The following is a 15819-nucleotide window of genomic DNA, read 5'->3' as shown; positions in this document are numbered from 1 at the left end:
ATAATGCGCGAATCCCTCGGTCAAGACGAATACGGCTCGACCAACCCTTTCGACCCGGACGACCTGCCCAATCTCAATGCGATGGGGCCGGCGATGGGCGGCGGCAATGATTTCGAGAAATACGCGGTCGCCGTCATCATCGTCTTCGGCGCGCTGATCATCGGGGGCCTGATGGCCGCCTCCATGTCCTTCGGCCACCGCAACGGCTTCCTGTTCGCGCTTGGCGGGGCCACAGCGGCCTGGATTTCAGGCAATGCGCTCCTGCTCGACCGGCCGCGCATCTATGCGCTGTTCGTCGCCATTGCCGCAGTGATGCTGATCGCCTCGACCATCACGCTGGTCGTGTAATTTTATCTGAGCATGATCCGTTCCCGCTTTTTGGGATCATGCTTCAATACCCCAAAGCCTCGCCCGCGGCCGCGCGGCTGTCGATGGCGCCGTTGTAGCGCGCGCCGCCGCCCTTCTCGATCTCGCTGAGGCTCTTGCCGCCGACCAGAACGCCGGCGGCTTGCCCCCAGGTCTTGTCGCTCAAGTCCAGGTGATAGCCCATGCCGGCAAGCAGCTTCTCCGTGTCCGGCGAAAGCCCGAACGGTTCGACATAGATGGTGTCCGGCAGCCATTGATGATGGATGCGCGGCGCGTCGATCGCCTGCTGGATGTCCATGCCGTGGTCGATGACATTGACGATCGCCTCGAGCGTGATGGTGATGATGCGCGAACCGCCCGGACTGCCGATGACCATGAACGGCTTGCCGTCTTTGGTCACGATCGTCGGGCTCATCGAGGATAAAGGCGTCTTCTTCGGCTGGATGGCATTCGCCTCTCCCTGCACCAGCCCGTAGAGGTTCGGCACGCCGGGCTTCTGGGTGAAGTCGTCCATCTCGTTGTTGAGCAGGATGCCGGTGCCGTCGGCGAGGACCCCGGCGCCGAAGGAGCCGTTCAGCGTATAGGTGACGGCGACCGCATTGCCGTCATTGTCGATGATCGAATAGTGGGTGGTTTCCTTCGACTCGCCGAAACCCTTGGGCATCAGGTCCTTCGACACGCCGGCGCGGAAGGGATCGATCTTGTCGCGGATGTCCTTGGCATAGTTCTTGTCGAGCAGTTTCGAGACCGGATTGTCTACGAAATCCGGGTCGCCCAGCGCCGAGTTGCGGTCGACATAGGCATGGCGCATGGCCTCGACCATGACATGGACCGTTTCGGCTGATCCGGCGCCGAGATAGGACAGCGGATAGAATTCGAGCACGTTGAGGATTTCGCAAATGATGACGCCGCCCGAGCTCGGCGGCGGCGAGGAGATGATCTCGTAGCCACGATAGGAGCAGGTCACCGGCTTCAGCTCCCGCACGGCATATTGCTCGAAATCGCCCTTGGCAAGAACGCCGCCCTTGGCGCCGCTCGCCTTGACGATGGCGTCCGCGATAGCACCCTTGTAGAAGGCGTCCGGCCCCTTTTCCGAGATCGCCGACAGCGAGGCGGCGAGGTCCGGCTGAACGAGCCTCTCGCCAATCCCGTAAGGCTTGCCATCCGGTTTCAGGAAGACCGCGGCGGCCGCGGGATCCTTTGCCAGACGATCGGCGCCGTCTGCGAACGACGCGGCATCGCCCTGGTTGAGCACGAAGCCGTCCTTGGCGTAGGCAATGGCCGGCGCCATCAGATCCTGCCTGGTGAGCGTGCCGTATTTCTCGCGCGCCATCTCGAAGCCTGCGACCGAGCCCGGCACGCCGACCGCCAGGTAGCCGTCGAGGCTGGCGACTTTCACCGGATTGCCGTCCTTGTCGAGATACATGGTCTTGGTCGCGGCGAGCGGCGCGCGCTCGCGGAAATCGAGGAAGGTCGTGCGGCCGTCCTTCATGCGCACGGTCATGAACCCGCCGCCGCCGATGTTGCCGGCATTGGGATAGACGACGGCGAGCGCATAGCCGACGGCAACAGCGGCATCGACCGCATTGCCGCCCTTTTTCAGCACGTCGACGCCGATCTCGGTCGCCAGATGCTGGGCCGTCACCACCATGCCGTGCTCGCCCTTGGCCGGTTGCGGCGAGGCGGCGAGGACGATGGTCGGCGGCGCGAGGGCAATTGCGAGCGAAAGGGTGACGCCGATCAGCGTCCGACGGGTCAAGGGCATGGCGGTGCTCCTGGCGTTGGGGACGCCCAAGAAAGACCCTGCCGGCGGACCTGTCCACCGCCAATGGCGCTGGACCAGATCAAATCCGATATCTGCCTGTCAGACGATGCCGCCGCCACCGCCGGCGACTGCCGGCCGCTCGGCCGCGACTTTGGCCCGGTAGCCGGCCTCGCGATAGGCCGCGACCGGATCGATCGCGCCGCCAGTGCGCAGTCTGGCCATCGCCAAGATTGGCTCGACGTCGGTGCGGTAGGCGCTTTTAAGTGTCTGCGTCGCCATCAGCGCGTCATTGGCGTCCTGGAAACCTTCCAGCGCCTTGCGGTCGACCAGCAGCGCCTGCGCATAGGCGCGCTGCACCTCGACCGCCGACAGCATCAGGCTTTCGATCGGATCGGTGACGTTGTGGCTCTGGTCGAGCATGTGGGCGGGGTTGAAGCCTTTGGCGCCTGAAAGTTCCGCATCGACCAGCTCGTTGAAGACCAAGAACAGCCGGTAGGGATCGATCGAGCCGGCATCGAGATCGTCGTCGCCATATTTGGAATCGTTGAAATGAAAGCCGCCGAGCTTCCTGAACTGGATCAGCCGCGACACGATCATCTCGATGTTGACGTTGGGCGCATGGTGGCCGAGGTCGACCAAGCAGAAGGCCTTCTCGCCAAGCTCCCTGGCGATGATGTAATTCGTGCCCCAGTCCTGCACGACGGTCGAATAGAAGGCCGGCTCATACATCTTGTGCTCGGTGAACAGCCGCCAGTCGGCCGGCAGGCCGGCATAAATCTCGCGCATGGCGTCGAGATAGCGCTCGAACGCCTTGGCGAAATTGACCTGGCCAGGGAAATTCGAGCCGTCGCCGATCCACACCGTCAGCGCCTTGGAGCCGAGCGTCCTGCCGATCTCGATGCATTCGAGATTGTGCTCGACCGCCTGGCGGCGCGTGCCGGCATCGGCATGCGAGAGCGAGCCGAATTTGTAGGAGAGCTTCTGGTCCTTGGCGTCGGAGAAGGTGTTGGAGTTCATGGCGTCGAACCCGAGGCCGAAGCGGGACGCCGCCTGCTTCAGCCGGTTCGGATCGGCCTTGTCCCACGGGATGTGTAGCGAGACGGTCGGCGTCGCCTGCGTCAGCTGGCTGATGACGGCGCAGTCCTCGATCTTGTCGAAGATGTCGCGCGGCTCGCCGGCGCCGGGGAAACGGGCGAAGCGCGTGCCGCCGGTGCCGACGCCCCAGGACGGGATCGCCACGCCGAATTTCTCGACCTTGTCGCGGATCGCGTCGATGGCGATGCCGCGCCGGTCGAGGCGCTCGCCGAGCGAGGCGTAATCGCGCTCGAGCGCGGCTTTGCGCGCAGCGTTGTCCTTTTCGACGACGTCGGCCGAGATGATCTGTTCGGACACTGCACTTCCTCCCAAGAACGTGTTCTGCCGGCGCTGCCCCTCATCCGCCTGCCGGCACCTTCTCCCCGTTGAACGGGGAGAAGGAAGCTTATCGCGTAAAACTTTGCGCGTTGCCGGCGTCGACGTTGACGATGTTGCCGGTCGATTTGGCCGACATGTCGGAGGCGAAGAAGTAGATCGCCTCGGCAACGTCTTCCGGGAAGACCGAGCGCTTCAGCATCGAGCGCGAGCGGTAATGCTCCTCGAGATCGTCGGTCGACATCTTGTAGGCGGCGGCGCGCTGTTCCTTCCACTCGCCGGTCCAGATTTTCGAGCCGCGCAACACGGCGTCCGGATTGACGACGTTGACCCTGATCTGTGCCTCCGCGCCCTCCAGCGCCAGGCAGCGGGCCAGGTGAATCTCGGCCGCCTTGGCCGTGCAATAGGCGGACGCATTCGGCGATGCGGCAAGGCCGTTCTTGGAGGCGACGAAAACGACGTTGCCGCCGATCTTCTGGGCGCGGAACAGGCGGAAAGCCTCGCGCGAGACGAGGAAATAGCCGGTGGACAGGATGTCCATATTCTTGTTCCACAGCGCCAGCGTCGTCTCCTCGATCGGCGCCGAGGAGGCGAGACCGGCATTGGAGACGAGGATGTCGACGCCGCCGAATTCGACCGCGGTTTCGGCGAAGCCGGAAAGCACTTGTTCCTCGGAGGTGACATCGATGCGCACCGGACGGACGAAGTCTTTTCCGTAGGCCTTCGAGAGCTCGTCATTGGCGCTGGCCAAAGCCGCTTCGTCTATATCGGCGAGCACAACGCAAGCGCCTTCGCGCAGCAGCCGGTTGGCGGTGGCGCGGCCGATGCCGCCGGCGCCGCCGGTGACCAGCGCGATCTGGCCGGCCAGCGCCTTCGGCTTCGGCAGGCGCTGGAGCTTGGCTTCCTCGAGCTGCCAGTATTCGATGTCGAAGGCTTCCTGCGCGGGCAGGCCAACATAGGACGAGACGGTCGAGGCGCCGCGCATGACGTTGATGGCGTTGACATAGAACTCGCCGGATATGCGCGCAGTCGCCTTGTCGCCGGCGAAGGTGAACATGCCGACGCCGGGCATCAGATAGACCACGGCATTGGGATCGCGGATGGCCGGCGAGTCCGGGTGCTTGCAGCTGTCATAATAGGCCTGGTAGCCGACACGATAGGCGGCAATGTCGTCGGCGAGCCGCGCGATGACCGCGTCGACATCGGGCTTTGCCGGATCGAACTCGATCACCAACGGTCGGATCTTGGTGCGCAGGAAGTGATCGGGACATGATGTGCCGAGCGCCGCCAGCGGCCGCAGGTCCTTCGAATTGACGAATTCGAGCACGGCCGGCTGATCGTCGAAATGGCCGAGCTTGTGGCTCTGTTCGGAGATCAGGCCGCGGATCCTCGGCATCAGCTTGGCGGCGATGGCGCGGCGCGCCGGTGCGTCGAGCGACTGGACGGCCTCGCCGCCGAAGATCGCCTTGCCCTGCGACTTGCGCTCGAACCAGTCGATCGCCTGGTTGATCACCGAGATCGTCGTCTCGTAGCATTCCTTCGGCGTGTCGCCCCAGGTGAACAGGCCGTGGCTTTCGAGCACGACGCCCTTGGCATCCGGATTTTCCAGGCAGAATTTCTCCAGCCACAGGCCGAGCTCGAAGCCCGGCCGCTTCCAGGGCAGCCAGCCGATGGCGTCGCCGAAGATCTCCTTGGTGATCGCCCTGGAATCCTTGGCTGCGGCGACCGCGATGATGGCGTCGGGATGCATGTGGTCGACGCAAGCCTTCGGCACATAGGCGTGCAGCGGCGTGTCGATCGAGGCCGCGCGCGGATTGAGGTTGAAGGTGCAGTGGGGCAGGTATCCCACCATCTCGTCCTCGTGCTCGACGCCGCGATAAAGACCTTTGATGGCACGCAGCTTGTCCATGTAAAGCGTGGCGAAACCGTCGAGCCTGATCGAGGCGCTGTCGCCGCCCGAGCCCTTGACCCACAGCACCTCCACCTCCTCGCCGGTGAGCGGATCCTTCTGCCGGACCTTGGACGAGGTGTTGCCGCCACCGTAATTGGTGACGCGCTTGTCGGACCCCAGCGTATTCGAGCGATAGACCAGGAGCTCGGGACCGCTCATCCCTTCGGCTTTTGCATCGTCCCAGAGATTGGCGAGGCGCGAGCCGGAGCGCTTGTCGAGCATAGGTATCCTCCCTTGGAGCGCGAACGCCGCACCCCTCATCTCTCGCCCGGGAATGTCTACGCAAGCGCCGCGCTTGTCAATCACAAACGATCAATATCGATCATATTGCACTGCACAAAGAAAATATTTGATCGGAAATGATTGACACTGCGCGTTTTCTAAGGCCTGATGCTTGGGCAGGGAGGAACCATGCACGAGAAAGAGCGCCACAGGATCATTCTGTCCGCCGTCCAGGAAAAACCCGTGGTGACGGTGCAGGAAATGGTCGAGCTGACGGACTCCTCCGAAGCGACGATCCGGCGCGACATCGCGGCCCTGCATGTCCAGAAACGCTTGCGCCGGGTGCGCGGCGGCGCCGAGGCGATCTCGCCGCCGCAGTTCATCGGCCTTGCCGGCCGGCCCTTCTCGGTCAACGAAACGCTGAACGCCACACAGAAGCGGGCGATCGCGCGGGAAGCGGTGAACCTGTGCAAGGACGGCGAGCCGATCATCATCAATGGCGGCACCACCACCTTCCAGATGGTGCATTTCCTGACCGGCCGCCGCATGCCGATCTTCACCAACTCCTTCCCGATCGCCGAGCATCTGCTCAAGCACTCGAAGAACACGGTGATGCTGTCCGGCGGCACGATCTACCGCGAGCAGAACATCATCCTGTCGCCATTCGACAACGACGTGACGCGCAACTTCTATGCGCGCCGCATGTTCATGGGCGCGCAGGGGCTGGGGCCGCTCGGACTGATGGAAGGCGATCCGCTGCTGATCCAGGCGGAACAGAAGCTGATCGACCAGGCCGACGAGCTGGTGGTGCTGGTCGATTCCTCGAAATTCCGCATGCGCTCCAGCCTGATCCTGTGCGGGCTGTCGCGCATCGCGGCCGTGATCACCGACGACGGCATCGAGGACCGCGAGGCCAAGATGCTGGAAACGGCGGGCGTGGCGCTGATCGTCGCCCGCAGACAGTCAAGCGACAAGGAAGAATCTTCACTGCAGGCCTAAGGGAAACTCACGCCCGCAGCGGCGATGGAATGCAACGCTCAAGGGAGGATATTCGATGAGCTTTTTGAAGAAACTGCTGGTCACGGCGGCCTTTTCAGCCGCCATGTTCGTGAATGCCGCCTATGCCGAGAACGTCAAGATCGCGCTGGTGGTGAAGTCGCTCGGCAATGGCTTCTTCGACGCCGCCAACAAGGGCGCCGAGGAAGCAGCCAAGGAACTGGGCGATGTCGATGTCATCTACACCGGCCCGACCAAGGCGACGGCCGAAGCGCAGATCGAAGTGATCAATTCGCTGATCGCGCAGAAGGTCAATGCGATCGCCGTTTCGGCCAATGACGCCGATGCGCTGGTGCCTGTGCTGAAGAAGGCCATGGAGCGCGGCATCACCGTCATCTCGTGGGATTCGGGCGTCGCCAAGGAAGGCCGCCAGCTCCACCTCAACCCGTCCGACACCGGCCTGATCGGCGAGACGATCATCAAGCTCGCAGCCGACTACCTGCCGGAAGGCGGCGACGTAGCGATCCTCTCGGCTTCCTCGACGGCGACCAACCAGAATGCCTGGATCGAAGCGGCCAAGAAGGTGCTGCCGGAGAAGTTCCCGAAGATCAAGCTGGTCGCCACCGTCTATGGCGATGACGACTCGGCCAAGAGCACCGATGAAGCCAAGGGCCTCTTGAAGTCTTATCCGAACCTCAAGGCGATCATCGCGCCGACCACAGTTGGTGTTGTAGCGGCTGCGCAGGTCGTCACCGACGAGAACCTTATCGGCAAGGTCAACGTCACCGGCCTGGCGCTGCCGTCCGAGTTCAAGAAGTTCATCGACAACGGCGCTTCGCAGGCTGTCGCGCTGTGGAACCCGATCGATCTCGGCTACTCGGCGATCTACCTCGCCCATGACCTGGCGGTGAAGAAGGAAGAGGCCAAGCCCGGCGCTACGCTGTCGATCGGCCGCGTCGGCAAGGTGACGCTCGACGACACCAACTCGGCCGCGATGGCTCCGCCCTTCCAGTTCGACAAGACCAACATCGAGAAGTTCTCCAAGATCTATTGATCCCGGTCGACTTCAAGCTCCTGCGGCGGGACAATTCCCGCCGCATCTTCAAACCGACCTTCTCTCAGGGCCTGATACGGATATGGACACGACAGCCCAGCGCAAAATGGAGACGGAGCGGCCCCAGCCTCCAGGCCCGGCCCAAAGCGCCTCTCCTCGCCTGACGCTCTCAAGCATCTCGAAAAGCTTCCCGGGCGTGCGTGCCCTGCACAATGTCAGCCTGTCGCTCTATCCTGGACAGGTGACGGCGCTGATCGGCGAGAACGGCGCCGGCAAGTCGACGCTGGTCAAGATCATGACCGGCATTTACCAGCCCGACTCGGGCGAGATCGGCATCGACGGCCAGGCCACGACGCTGCCCAGCGCGCATGCCGCCTTCGGCCACGGCATCACCGCCATCCATCAGGAAACCGTGCTTTTCGACGACCTTTCCGTCGCCGAAAACATCTTCCTCGGCCATGCGCCGCGCACCCGCTTCGGCACCATCGACTGGCGCACGATGCGCAAGAATGCGCGCGAGGTGCTGGAGACGATGCGCGCCGGCCATATCGACGCCGATGCACGACTGAGAGATCTCGGCATCGCCAACAAGCACCTTGTCGCCGTTGCCCGCGCCATGTCGATCGATGCGCGCATCGTCATCATGGACGAGCCTACCGCTGCACTTTCGATGAAGGAGATCGAGGAGCTTTTCCTGCTGATCGAATTCCTGAAGAGCGAAGGCAAGGCCGTGCTCTTCATCAGCCACAAGTTCGACGAGATCTATCGCATCGCAGATCGCTACACGGTGTTTCGCGACGGCGAGATGGTGGGCGAAGGCCTGCTCAAGGACACCAGCCAAAACGAGATCGTGCGCATGATGGTCGGGCGCAGCGTCGACCATATCTTTCCACAGCGCGAGCCGAAGATCGGCGCGCCGGTGCTGTCCGTCTCCGGCCTGTCGCATCCGACCGAGTTCGACGACATCGGCTTCGAATTGCGCAAGGGCGAGATCCTCGGCTTCTACGGGCTGGTCGGCGCCGGGCGCAGCGAGGTGATGCAGGCGATCGCCGGCGTCACCCGCACGAGCCGGGGCGCGATTTCACTCGACGGCCGGACGATCGCACCGAAATCGGCTGCGGATTCGATCGAGGCCGGCATCGTCTATGTGCCCGAAGAACGCGGCAAGCAGGGCGTGGTCATCGGCCTGCCGATCTTCCAGAACGTGTCGCTGCCTTCGCTGGCGCGCACCTCGAAATCCGGCGTGCTGCGGCTGGCGGAGGAGTTCGCACTCGCCCGCTCCTACACCGAGCGTCTCGACCTGCGCGCCTCCTCGCTCAGCCAGGATGTCGGCACCCTTTCCGGCGGCAACCAGCAGAAAGTGGTCATCGCCAAATGGCTGGCGACCGCGCCCAAGGTGATCATCCTCGACGAGCCGACCAAGGGCATCGACATCGGCTCCAAGGCCGCCGTGCACGGCTTCATGGCCGAGTTGGTCGCGCAAGGCCTGTCGGTGATCATGGTGTCGTCCGAGCTGCCCGAAATCCTCGGCATGTCCGACCGTGTCGTGGTCATGCGCGAAGGCCGTATCGCGGCGACCTACGACAACAAGGGTCTCGACGCCGAAACGCTGGTTCGGACGGCAGCGGGGATCGCGGCATGAAGAGCTTCCTCAAATATCGCGAGATCTGGCTGCTTGCCGGCATCGTCGTGCTGATCGGCCTGATCTCGACGCGCTTCCACGGCTTCGCCAACCCCGCCAATCTGCGCCAGGTGTTCAACGACACCTCGATCCTGATGATCCTGGCGCTGGGACAGATGGTGGTGATCCTGACGCGCTCGATCGATCTGTCGATGGCCTCCAACCTCTGCTTCACCGGCATGGTGGTGGCCATGCTCAACGCCGCGCATCCGGCGATCCCGATCCCGGCGCTGATCGTCATCGCGCTTCTCGTCGGCCTGGTGCTCGGCGCCATCAACGGTTTCCTGGTGTGGCGGCTGAACATCCCGTCGATCGTGGTGACGCTGGGCACGCTCACCATCTATCGGGGCGCCACCTTCGTCGTCTCCGGCGGCGCCTGGGTCAATGCCGACCAGATGAGCCAGGACTTCATCAACTTCCAGCGCGTTGCCTTCCTCGGCCTGCCGGTGCTGTCCTGGATCGCGATCGTCGTGATTGCGCTGTTCTTCCTGGTGATGACGCGCACCGCGCTCGGCCGCTCGATCTACGCCATCGGCGTCAACCCGACCGCGTCGGTCTATGCCGGCATCGATGTCGGCCGGACGAAATTCATCGTCTTCTGCATCTCGGGCATGATCGGCGGGCTTGCCGGCTATCTGTGGATCTCGCGCTATGTGATCGCCTCGGTCGAGGTCGCCAACGGCTATGAACTCAACATCATCGCCGCCTGCGTCATCGGCGGCATCTCGATCGCCGGCGGCATCGGCTCGGTCGGCGGCGCGGTGCTGGGGGCGCTGTTCCTCGGCATCATCTCCAACGCGCTGCCGGTGATCAACATCTCGCCCTTCTGGCAGATGGCGATCTCGGGCAGCGCCATCATCCTGGCCGTGGTGCTCAACGCGCGCGGCGAGCGCCGGCAGGGCCGCATCATCCTCAGAAGGGCGGAAGCGGCATGACCGACACCCCTGCCCCGCGCCACATCCCCGACCGGCTCGACAAGCCGCTTTCCTCGGCGATCTTCTCCTGGGAAGCGCTGCTGGTCGTCATCGCGGTCGCCATCTTCGCGGTGAACAGCTTCGCCTCGCCCTATTTCCTCGACCCGTGGTCGCTGTCGGACCTGACCTTCAACTTCACCGAAAAGGGGCTGATCGCTGTAGCCATGGCGCTGCTGATCATCTCCGGCGAGATCGATCTCTCGGTTGCCGCGATCGTGGCTTTATCCTCGACGATGATGGGCATGGCCGTGCAGGCCGGCGCCGGCACCCCGGTGCTGGTGGCGATCGGCATCGTCATCGGCCTTGGCTGCGGGGCCTTCAATGGGTTGCTGGTCACCCGCCTCGGCCTGCCTTCCATCGTCGTCACCATCGGCACGATGAGCCTGTTCCGCGGCATCGCCTTCATCATCCTCGGCGACCAGGCCTACAAAGGCTATCCGGAAAGCTTCGCCTTCTTCGGCCAGGGCTATGTCTGGTGGGTCTTCTCGTTTGAGCTGGCGCTGTTCCTGGTCGCGGCGCTGATCTACTGGTTCGTCCTGCACCGCACGAGCTTCGGCCGCCGGGTCTTCGCCATCGGCAACAACCCGGTGGCCTGCCAATTCTCCGGCGTGCGCGTTACCCGCATCAAGTTCATCCTGTTCTGCCTGACCGGGCTGATGTCGGGCATCGCCTCGGTGCTGATCACCTCGCGGCTCGGTTCGACGCGGCCGTCTATCGCGCAGGGCTACGAGCTCGAAGCAATCACGATGGTGGTGCTGGGCGGCGTCTCGATCCTCGGCGGCGCCGGCAGCATTTTGGGTGTCGTGCTCGCCGCCTTCATCATGGGGCTGGTGACGTTCGGCCTCGGACTGCTCAACGTGCCCGGCATCGTCATGTCGATCTTCATCGGCCTGTTGCTGATCATCGTCATCGCACTGCCCCTCGTCTGGCGGCGGCTGCGCGAGGGACGCTTCGCCTGATGGAGAAATACGCCTTCAAGATGAAGCTCAATCCCGGCATGAAGGCCGAGTACCAGCGGCGCCATGACGAGATCTGGCCTGAGCTGGTTGATCTGCTGAAGCAGGCCGGCGTCTCCGACTATTCGATCCATCTCGACGAGGAGACCAACATCCTGTTCGGGGTGCTGTGGCGGCGTGACGACCACGGCATGGCGGACCTTCCGAAGCACCCCGTGATGCAGCGCTGGTGGGCGCATATGGCCGACCTCATGGAAACCAAAACCGACAACGAGCCGGTGGCGGTGCCGCTGCAAACCGTGTTCCATATGGCATGATCGTCGCCGTCATCGATATAGGCAAGACCAACGCCAAGGTGGCGCTGGTCGATCTCGCGACGCTGCGTGAGATTGCACTGCGCCGTATCGCCAATGCTCCTGTGCGGCAGGCGCCCTACCCGCATCACGATGTCGAGGCGCTGTGGACATTCATCCTCGACAGCCTGGCCGATCTCAACCGCGAACAGCGGATCGATGCGATATCGACCACCACGCATGGCGCGACCGGCGCGCTGGTCGACCGATCAGGCGAACTGGTGCTGCCGGTGCTCGACTATGAATTCGACGGCCCGGAACAGCTCGCGGCCGACTACGACGCCGTGCGTCCGGCCTTCGCCGAAACCGGTACGCCGCGGTTGCCGATCGGCCTCAATCTCGGCGCGCAATTCTTCTGGCAGCAGAGACAATTCCCGGCGGAATTCGCCAAGGCCGCCGCGATGCTGATGTATCCGCAATATTGGGCGCTGCGGCTGACCGGTGTTGCGGTCAACGAGGTGACTTCGCTCGGCTGCCACACCGATCTGTGGAATCCCTGGACGTCCGACTATTCCTCGCTGGTCGACAGGATGGGCTGGCGCCGGTTGATGGCGCCGGTGCGGCCAGCCAAGGATCGGCTTGGCCCGATCCTGCCGGAGCTGGCGCAACGCACAGGGCTCGACCCGCAGACGCCCATATTCTGCGGACTGCACGATTCCAACGCCTCGCTGCTGCCGCATCTGTTGTCCGACGCACCGCCCTTCTCGGTCGTCTCGACCGGCACATGGGTGATATCGATGGCGGTAGGCGGCCGGAAGGTCGAGCTCGATGCGGCGCGGGATACGCTGGTCAACGTCAATGCGCTCGGCGATGCCGTGCCGTCGGCGCGTTTCATGGGCGGACGCGAGTTCTCGCTTTTGACCGACGGCCAGCCACAGGAATGGAGCGAAGGCGACGTTGCCGCCGTGCTGGCGCAGAAAGCTCTGCTGCTGCCGTCCACTCAGCAGGGCTCCGGACCGTTTCCGCATCGCGCCGCGCAATGGTGTAACGCCGACGGCCTGAGCTCCGGCCAGGGCTTCGCCGCCATCTCATTCTATCTGGCGCTGATGACCGTGACCTGCCTGGAGCTGATTGGCGGCGACGGGCCGACAACCGTCGAGGGACCGTTCGCGCAGAATCCGCTTTTCATCCACATGCTGGCGGCAGCAACGGGAAGGCCCGTCATTGCATCGGGGACCTCGACCGGCACCAGCATCGGCGCCGCGCTGCTGGCGTCGGATGGCGCCGCCGTCATGGGCAAGGGTGAGCGCACCAAGCCTCCGTCCGAGCGCGCCTGGCGCGATTATGTAAGGGCGTGGCAGTTGGCTGTTCAGACGTAATCGACCACTATCTGACAGTCGGCGCTGCCCCTCATTGCCCTGCCGGGCATTTCTCCCCGTATAGTGACGGGGAGAAAAAAGCTGTGTCGTCGACGGTTTCACCAATCGCCAGCGTTGCAAAATGGATGCCGGCATCGCGGCCAGCTCTCTTCTCCCCGTTCAACGGGGAGAAGGTGCCGGCAGGCGGATGAGGGGCAGCGCCGACCTCGGCAATTAAGGATCCCTCAGCGCGCCGCCCCGTAAAGCAGTCCCCGCGGGTCGATCTGCGGCTTGCGGCCGGCGACGACGTCGGCCAGGAACTGTCCCGAGCCACAGGCCATGGTCCAGCCGACATGGCCGTGGCCGGTGTCGAGATAGAGGTTGCGGTATTTCGCCTGGCCGATCACCGGCACCGAGTTTGGCATCATCGGCCGCAGGCCTGCCCACAGCACGGCCTTCTTCTCGTCGAAGGCGTCCGGGAAAAGGTCCTTTCCGGTTTCCAGGATGGTTCTGAAATCGCCGGGCTTGAAGCTGCGGTCGAAGCCGGTGAATTCGGCCGTCGAGGACATGCGCAGGCGATTGCCGAGCCTCGAATAGCCGATCAGCCGGTCCTCGTCGGCGCCGCCCATGGTCGGCCCCTTGCTTTCGTCTTCGAGGGGAATCGTCGCGGTGTAGCCCTTCACCGGGTAGATCGGCAGGTCGATGCCGTAGCGGCGACCGAGCAGGCCGCTTTCCGGCCCCATGGAGATGACGATGGCGTCGCCGACGAGCGGGCCTGCAGAGGTCACGACGGCGCGCACCCGATCGCCCTCGATGTCGAGGCCCCGGATGGTCGTGCCGAACAGGAATTTGACGCCGAGCTTCTCGGCGGCATAGGCGGCGAGCCTGTCGGTGAACTGCTTGGAATCGCCGGTCTGGTCGATCGGCGAATAGATGCCGCCGGCGATCTTTTCCTTCACGCCGGCAAGGCCCGGCTCCAGCTCGACCAGGCGCTCGCGGCCGACGATCTCGATCGGCAGGCCGTGCTCGCCGAGATAGCGGTAATTGTCGGTGCCGGTGTCGAGGCTCTTTTGCGATCGGAAGAAGTAGAGAATGCCCTTCCTGCGTTCGTCGTAATGGATGCCGGTCGCCTCCGACAGCGCGTTGATGCACGCGCGGGAGTGGAGTGCCAGCCTGAGCTTGATATCGGTATTGGCGCGCAGGCGCTTCACCGTGCATTCGCGCAGGAAACGCAGGCTCCAGGCATAGAAATAGGGATCGAGGCGCAGCCTGACCTTGATGCCGAGGTCGTGGTTCCAGAGCGCGCGCAGGAAGGTCTTCAACGCGGCGGGCGAGGCCCAGGCGGTTGCGTCGCCCGGCGAGACCAGGCCGGCATTCGACTGGCTGGTGCCGCGCGCCGCCGCCTCGTGGCGCTCGATAACCGTCACCTCGTGACCGTCCTTTGCCAGATAATAGGCGGCCGCTGTGCCAACCACGCCCGCGCCGAGAACCAAGATCTTCATGCCGTCCCCTCAGGATCGAACGGGCAGCGCGCCTCCGCGCGCCGCTGCATGAGGCTCAATACCGCGTCCAAACGCGCCGGACGAGCCCTTGGCCCAACAGCTCAGTTTCATTACGCAATTCCGGACGGAAGGCTACGGCGAAGCCGCCGAATCCAACCGCTACACGCTTTTCCTGGAGTTGCTCAGGTCCGAACGGAGTTCTTGGTCGTCAGAATGCGTTCCCATGCCAGCGCATCGTTGACGATCAAGTCGAGATCGTCTCGCTGCGGTGTCCAGCCGAGTTCCTTGCGGGCAAGCTCGGAATTGGCGACCACGGCGGCGGCGTCGCCCGGACGGCGGTCGCCCATGCGCACATCGAAGTCATGGCCGAAGGCGCGGCGCACGCTGTCTATCACCTCGAGCACGGAATAGCCGTGGCTGTAGCCGCAATTGGCGACGAGGCTCTCGCCACCGGCGCGCAGCCGCTGCAGCGCCAGCCGGTGCGCGGCGGCGAGATCGCTGACATGGATGTAATCGCGCATGCAGGTGCCGTCCGGCGTCGGATAGTCATTGCCGAAGACCTGCATGAAGGGGCGCTTGCCGAGCGCGGTCTCGCAGGCGACCTTGATCAGATGCGTGGCGCCGGGCGTCGACTGTCCGGTGCGGCCCTTTGGATCGGCGCCGGCGACGTTGAAATAGCGCAGCGCCGTGTAGCGGATGTCGTGCGCCAGGGCGGCATCGCGCAGCATCCATTCGCTCATCAACTTGGAAAGGCCATAGGGCGATTCCGGCGCAAGGCGGGCATCCTCGCGCACCGGCTCCAGCCCGGCGCCGCCATAGACGGCGGCGGTGGAGGAGAAGATGAAATGCGGCACGCCTTCGCGCACCGCGGTTTCGATCAGCGTGCGGGTCTTGCAGGTGTTGTTCTCGTAGTAACCGAGCGGGTCGGCGACCGATTCCGGCACCACGATCGAACCGGCGAAGTGAATGATGGCATCGACCTTGTTGTCGCGGATGATCCGGCCGACCAGGTCACGATCGGCGACATCGCCGACGACCAGCCTTGCTTCGGGGGCCACCGCCCATTCGAATCCGGTGGAAAGCCGGTCGAGCACCACGACGCCCTCGCCGGCGTCCAGCAACTCCCAGACCATGTGGCTGCCGATATAGCCGGCACCGCCCGTCACCAAAACCGTCATCATCTACCTCGCTGATCAAGATTTATCGGAAACTGTCTCAACAGCCACCGTGCTGGAAACCCCGCCGCAAGCCCGTTAACTCCTATGTCGTTCGCCAAACCGCTGTCCACTTT

At 63.9% G+C, this 15819-nt stretch carries 13 protein-coding genes; 8 read left to right on the top strand and 5 right to left on the bottom strand.

Features of this window, described 5'->3' with window-relative positions; translation table 11 throughout:
• Nucleotides 1–3: 3 nt before the first annotated feature.
• A complete protein-coding gene (locus FJ957_RS19115; protein ID WP_140647415.1) occupies nt 4–348 on the top strand; it encodes a hypothetical protein in 345 nt (114 codons plus the stop codon).
• 43 nt (nt 349–391) lie between these two features.
• On the opposite strand, the gene ggt is transcribed toward FJ957_RS19115, so the two are convergent.
• From ggt to FJ957_RS19100, 3 genes are all read right to left on the bottom strand, one after another.
• A complete protein-coding gene (gene ggt, locus FJ957_RS19110) occupies nt 392–2131 on the bottom strand; it encodes a gamma-glutamyltransferase (protein ID WP_140834013.1) in 1740 nt (579 codons plus the stop codon).
• Nucleotides 2132–2230: 99 nt separating this feature from the next.
• A complete protein-coding gene (rhaI, locus tag FJ957_RS19105; protein ID WP_140834011.1) occupies nt 2231–3523 on the bottom strand; it encodes an L-rhamnose catabolism isomerase in 1293 nt (430 codons plus the stop codon).
• 88 nt (nt 3524–3611) lie between these two features.
• Entirely contained in the window at nt 3612–5714 is a 2103-nt protein-coding gene (locus FJ957_RS19100) for a bifunctional rhamnulose-1-phosphate aldolase/short-chain dehydrogenase (protein WP_140834009.1), read from the bottom strand.
• A 189-nt stretch (nt 5715–5903) separates the two neighbouring features.
• Here FJ957_RS19100 and FJ957_RS19095 point away from each other — a divergent pair, with 189 nt between their 5' ends.
• The 7 genes from FJ957_RS19095 to FJ957_RS19065 all read left to right on the top strand — a co-directional run bounded on the left by FJ957_RS19095 (nt 5904) and on the right by FJ957_RS19065 (nt 13047).
• The gene (locus tag FJ957_RS19095; RefSeq protein WP_140834006.1) at nt 5904–6713 is read left to right on the top strand and encodes a DeoR/GlpR family DNA-binding transcription regulator; all 810 of its coding nucleotides are present in this window, start codon (nt 5904–5906) and stop codon (nt 6711–6713) included.
• Nucleotides 6714–6768: 55 nt separating this feature from the next.
• On the top strand, nt 6769–7764 hold the full coding sequence (gene rhaS / locus FJ957_RS19090; RefSeq protein WP_140647400.1) for a rhamnose ABC transporter substrate-binding protein: 996 nt from the start codon (nt 6769–6771) through the stop codon (nt 7762–7764).
• 106 nt (nt 7765–7870) lie between these two features.
• Nucleotides 7871–9406 (top strand): sugar ABC transporter ATP-binding protein, encoded by a 1536-nt coding sequence (locus tag FJ957_RS19085; RefSeq protein ID WP_181180627.1) that lies wholly within the window; start codon nt 7871–7873, stop codon nt 9404–9406.
• On the top strand, nt 9403–10380 hold the full coding sequence (locus tag FJ957_RS19080) for an ABC transporter permease (protein ID WP_140833998.1): 978 nt from the start codon (nt 9403–9405) through the stop codon (nt 10378–10380). Before FJ957_RS19085 ends, FJ957_RS19080 begins: the two co-directional genes overlap by 4 nt.
• Nucleotides 10377–11378 carry an ABC transporter permease gene (locus FJ957_RS19075; RefSeq protein ID WP_140833994.1) on the top strand — a complete coding sequence of 334 codons (1002 nt, stop codon included), beginning with the start codon at nt 10377–10379 and terminating at the stop codon, nt 11376–11378. Before FJ957_RS19080 ends, FJ957_RS19075 begins: the two co-directional genes overlap by 4 nt.
• Nucleotides 11378–11692 carry an L-rhamnose mutarotase gene (gene rhaM, locus FJ957_RS19070; protein WP_181180614.1) on the top strand — a complete coding sequence of 105 codons (315 nt, stop codon included), beginning with the start codon at nt 11378–11380 and terminating at the stop codon, nt 11690–11692. Before FJ957_RS19075 ends, rhaM begins: the two co-directional genes overlap by 1 nt.
• Nucleotides 11689–13047, top strand: a complete 1359-nt coding sequence (locus FJ957_RS19065) for an FGGY-family carbohydrate kinase (RefSeq protein WP_140833989.1) — start codon at nt 11689–11691, stop codon at nt 13045–13047. The genes rhaM and FJ957_RS19065 overlap by 4 nt, the downstream gene beginning before the upstream one ends.
• A 224-nt stretch (nt 13048–13271) precedes the next feature.
• On the opposite strand, the gene FJ957_RS19055 is transcribed toward FJ957_RS19065, so the two are convergent.
• On the bottom strand, nt 13272–14528 hold the full coding sequence (locus FJ957_RS19055) for a D-amino acid dehydrogenase (protein WP_140833986.1): 1257 nt from the start codon (nt 14526–14528) through the stop codon (nt 13272–13274).
• A gap of 182 nt (nt 14529–14710) precedes the next feature.
• A complete protein-coding gene (gene galE, locus FJ957_RS19050; RefSeq protein WP_140833984.1) occupies nt 14711–15706 on the bottom strand; it encodes a UDP-glucose 4-epimerase GalE in 996 nt (331 codons plus the stop codon).
• Between the last annotated feature and the right edge of the window lie 113 nt (nt 15707–15819).

Source organism: Mesorhizobium sp. B2-4-6, assembly GCF_006442775.1.
Lineage (GTDB): Bacteria > Pseudomonadota > Alphaproteobacteria > Rhizobiales > Rhizobiaceae > Mesorhizobium.
This window is presented reverse-complemented; position numbering and strand designations above follow the sequence as displayed.

Excerpts from the sequence above, each read along its gene's own strand:
- FJ957_RS19115 (WP_140647415.1), top strand. The coding sequence starts at position 4 with ATGCGCGAATCCCTCGGTCAAGACGAATACGGCTCGACCAACCCTTTC.
- ggt (WP_140834013.1), bottom strand. The coding sequence starts at position 2,131 with ATGCCCTTGACCCGTCGGACGCTGATCGGCGTCACCCTTTCGCTCGCA.
- FJ957_RS19100 (WP_140834009.1), bottom strand. The coding sequence starts at position 5,714 with ATGCTCGACAAGCGCTCCGGCTCGCGCCTCGCCAATCTCTGGGACGAT.
- FJ957_RS19095 (WP_140834006.1), top strand. The coding sequence starts at position 5,904 with ATGCACGAGAAAGAGCGCCACAGGATCATTCTGTCCGCCGTCCAGGAA.
- rhaS (WP_140647400.1), top strand. The coding sequence starts at position 6,769 with ATGAGCTTTTTGAAGAAACTGCTGGTCACGGCGGCCTTTTCAGCCGCC.
- FJ957_RS19085 (WP_181180627.1), top strand. The coding sequence starts at position 7,871 with ATGGAGACGGAGCGGCCCCAGCCTCCAGGCCCGGCCCAAAGCGCCTCT.
- FJ957_RS19080 (WP_140833998.1), top strand. The coding sequence starts at position 9,403 with ATGAAGAGCTTCCTCAAATATCGCGAGATCTGGCTGCTTGCCGGCATC.
- FJ957_RS19075 (WP_140833994.1), top strand. The coding sequence starts at position 10,377 with ATGACCGACACCCCTGCCCCGCGCCACATCCCCGACCGGCTCGACAAG.
- rhaM (WP_181180614.1), top strand. The coding sequence starts at position 11,378 with ATGGAGAAATACGCCTTCAAGATGAAGCTCAATCCCGGCATGAAGGCC.
- FJ957_RS19065 (WP_140833989.1), top strand. The coding sequence starts at position 11,689 with ATGATCGTCGCCGTCATCGATATAGGCAAGACCAACGCCAAGGTGGCG.
- FJ957_RS19055 (WP_140833986.1), bottom strand. The coding sequence starts at position 14,528 with ATGAAGATCTTGGTTCTCGGCGCGGGCGTGGTTGGCACAGCGGCCGCC.
- galE (WP_140833984.1), bottom strand. The coding sequence starts at position 15,706 with ATGACGGTTTTGGTGACGGGCGGTGCCGGCTATATCGGCAGCCACATG.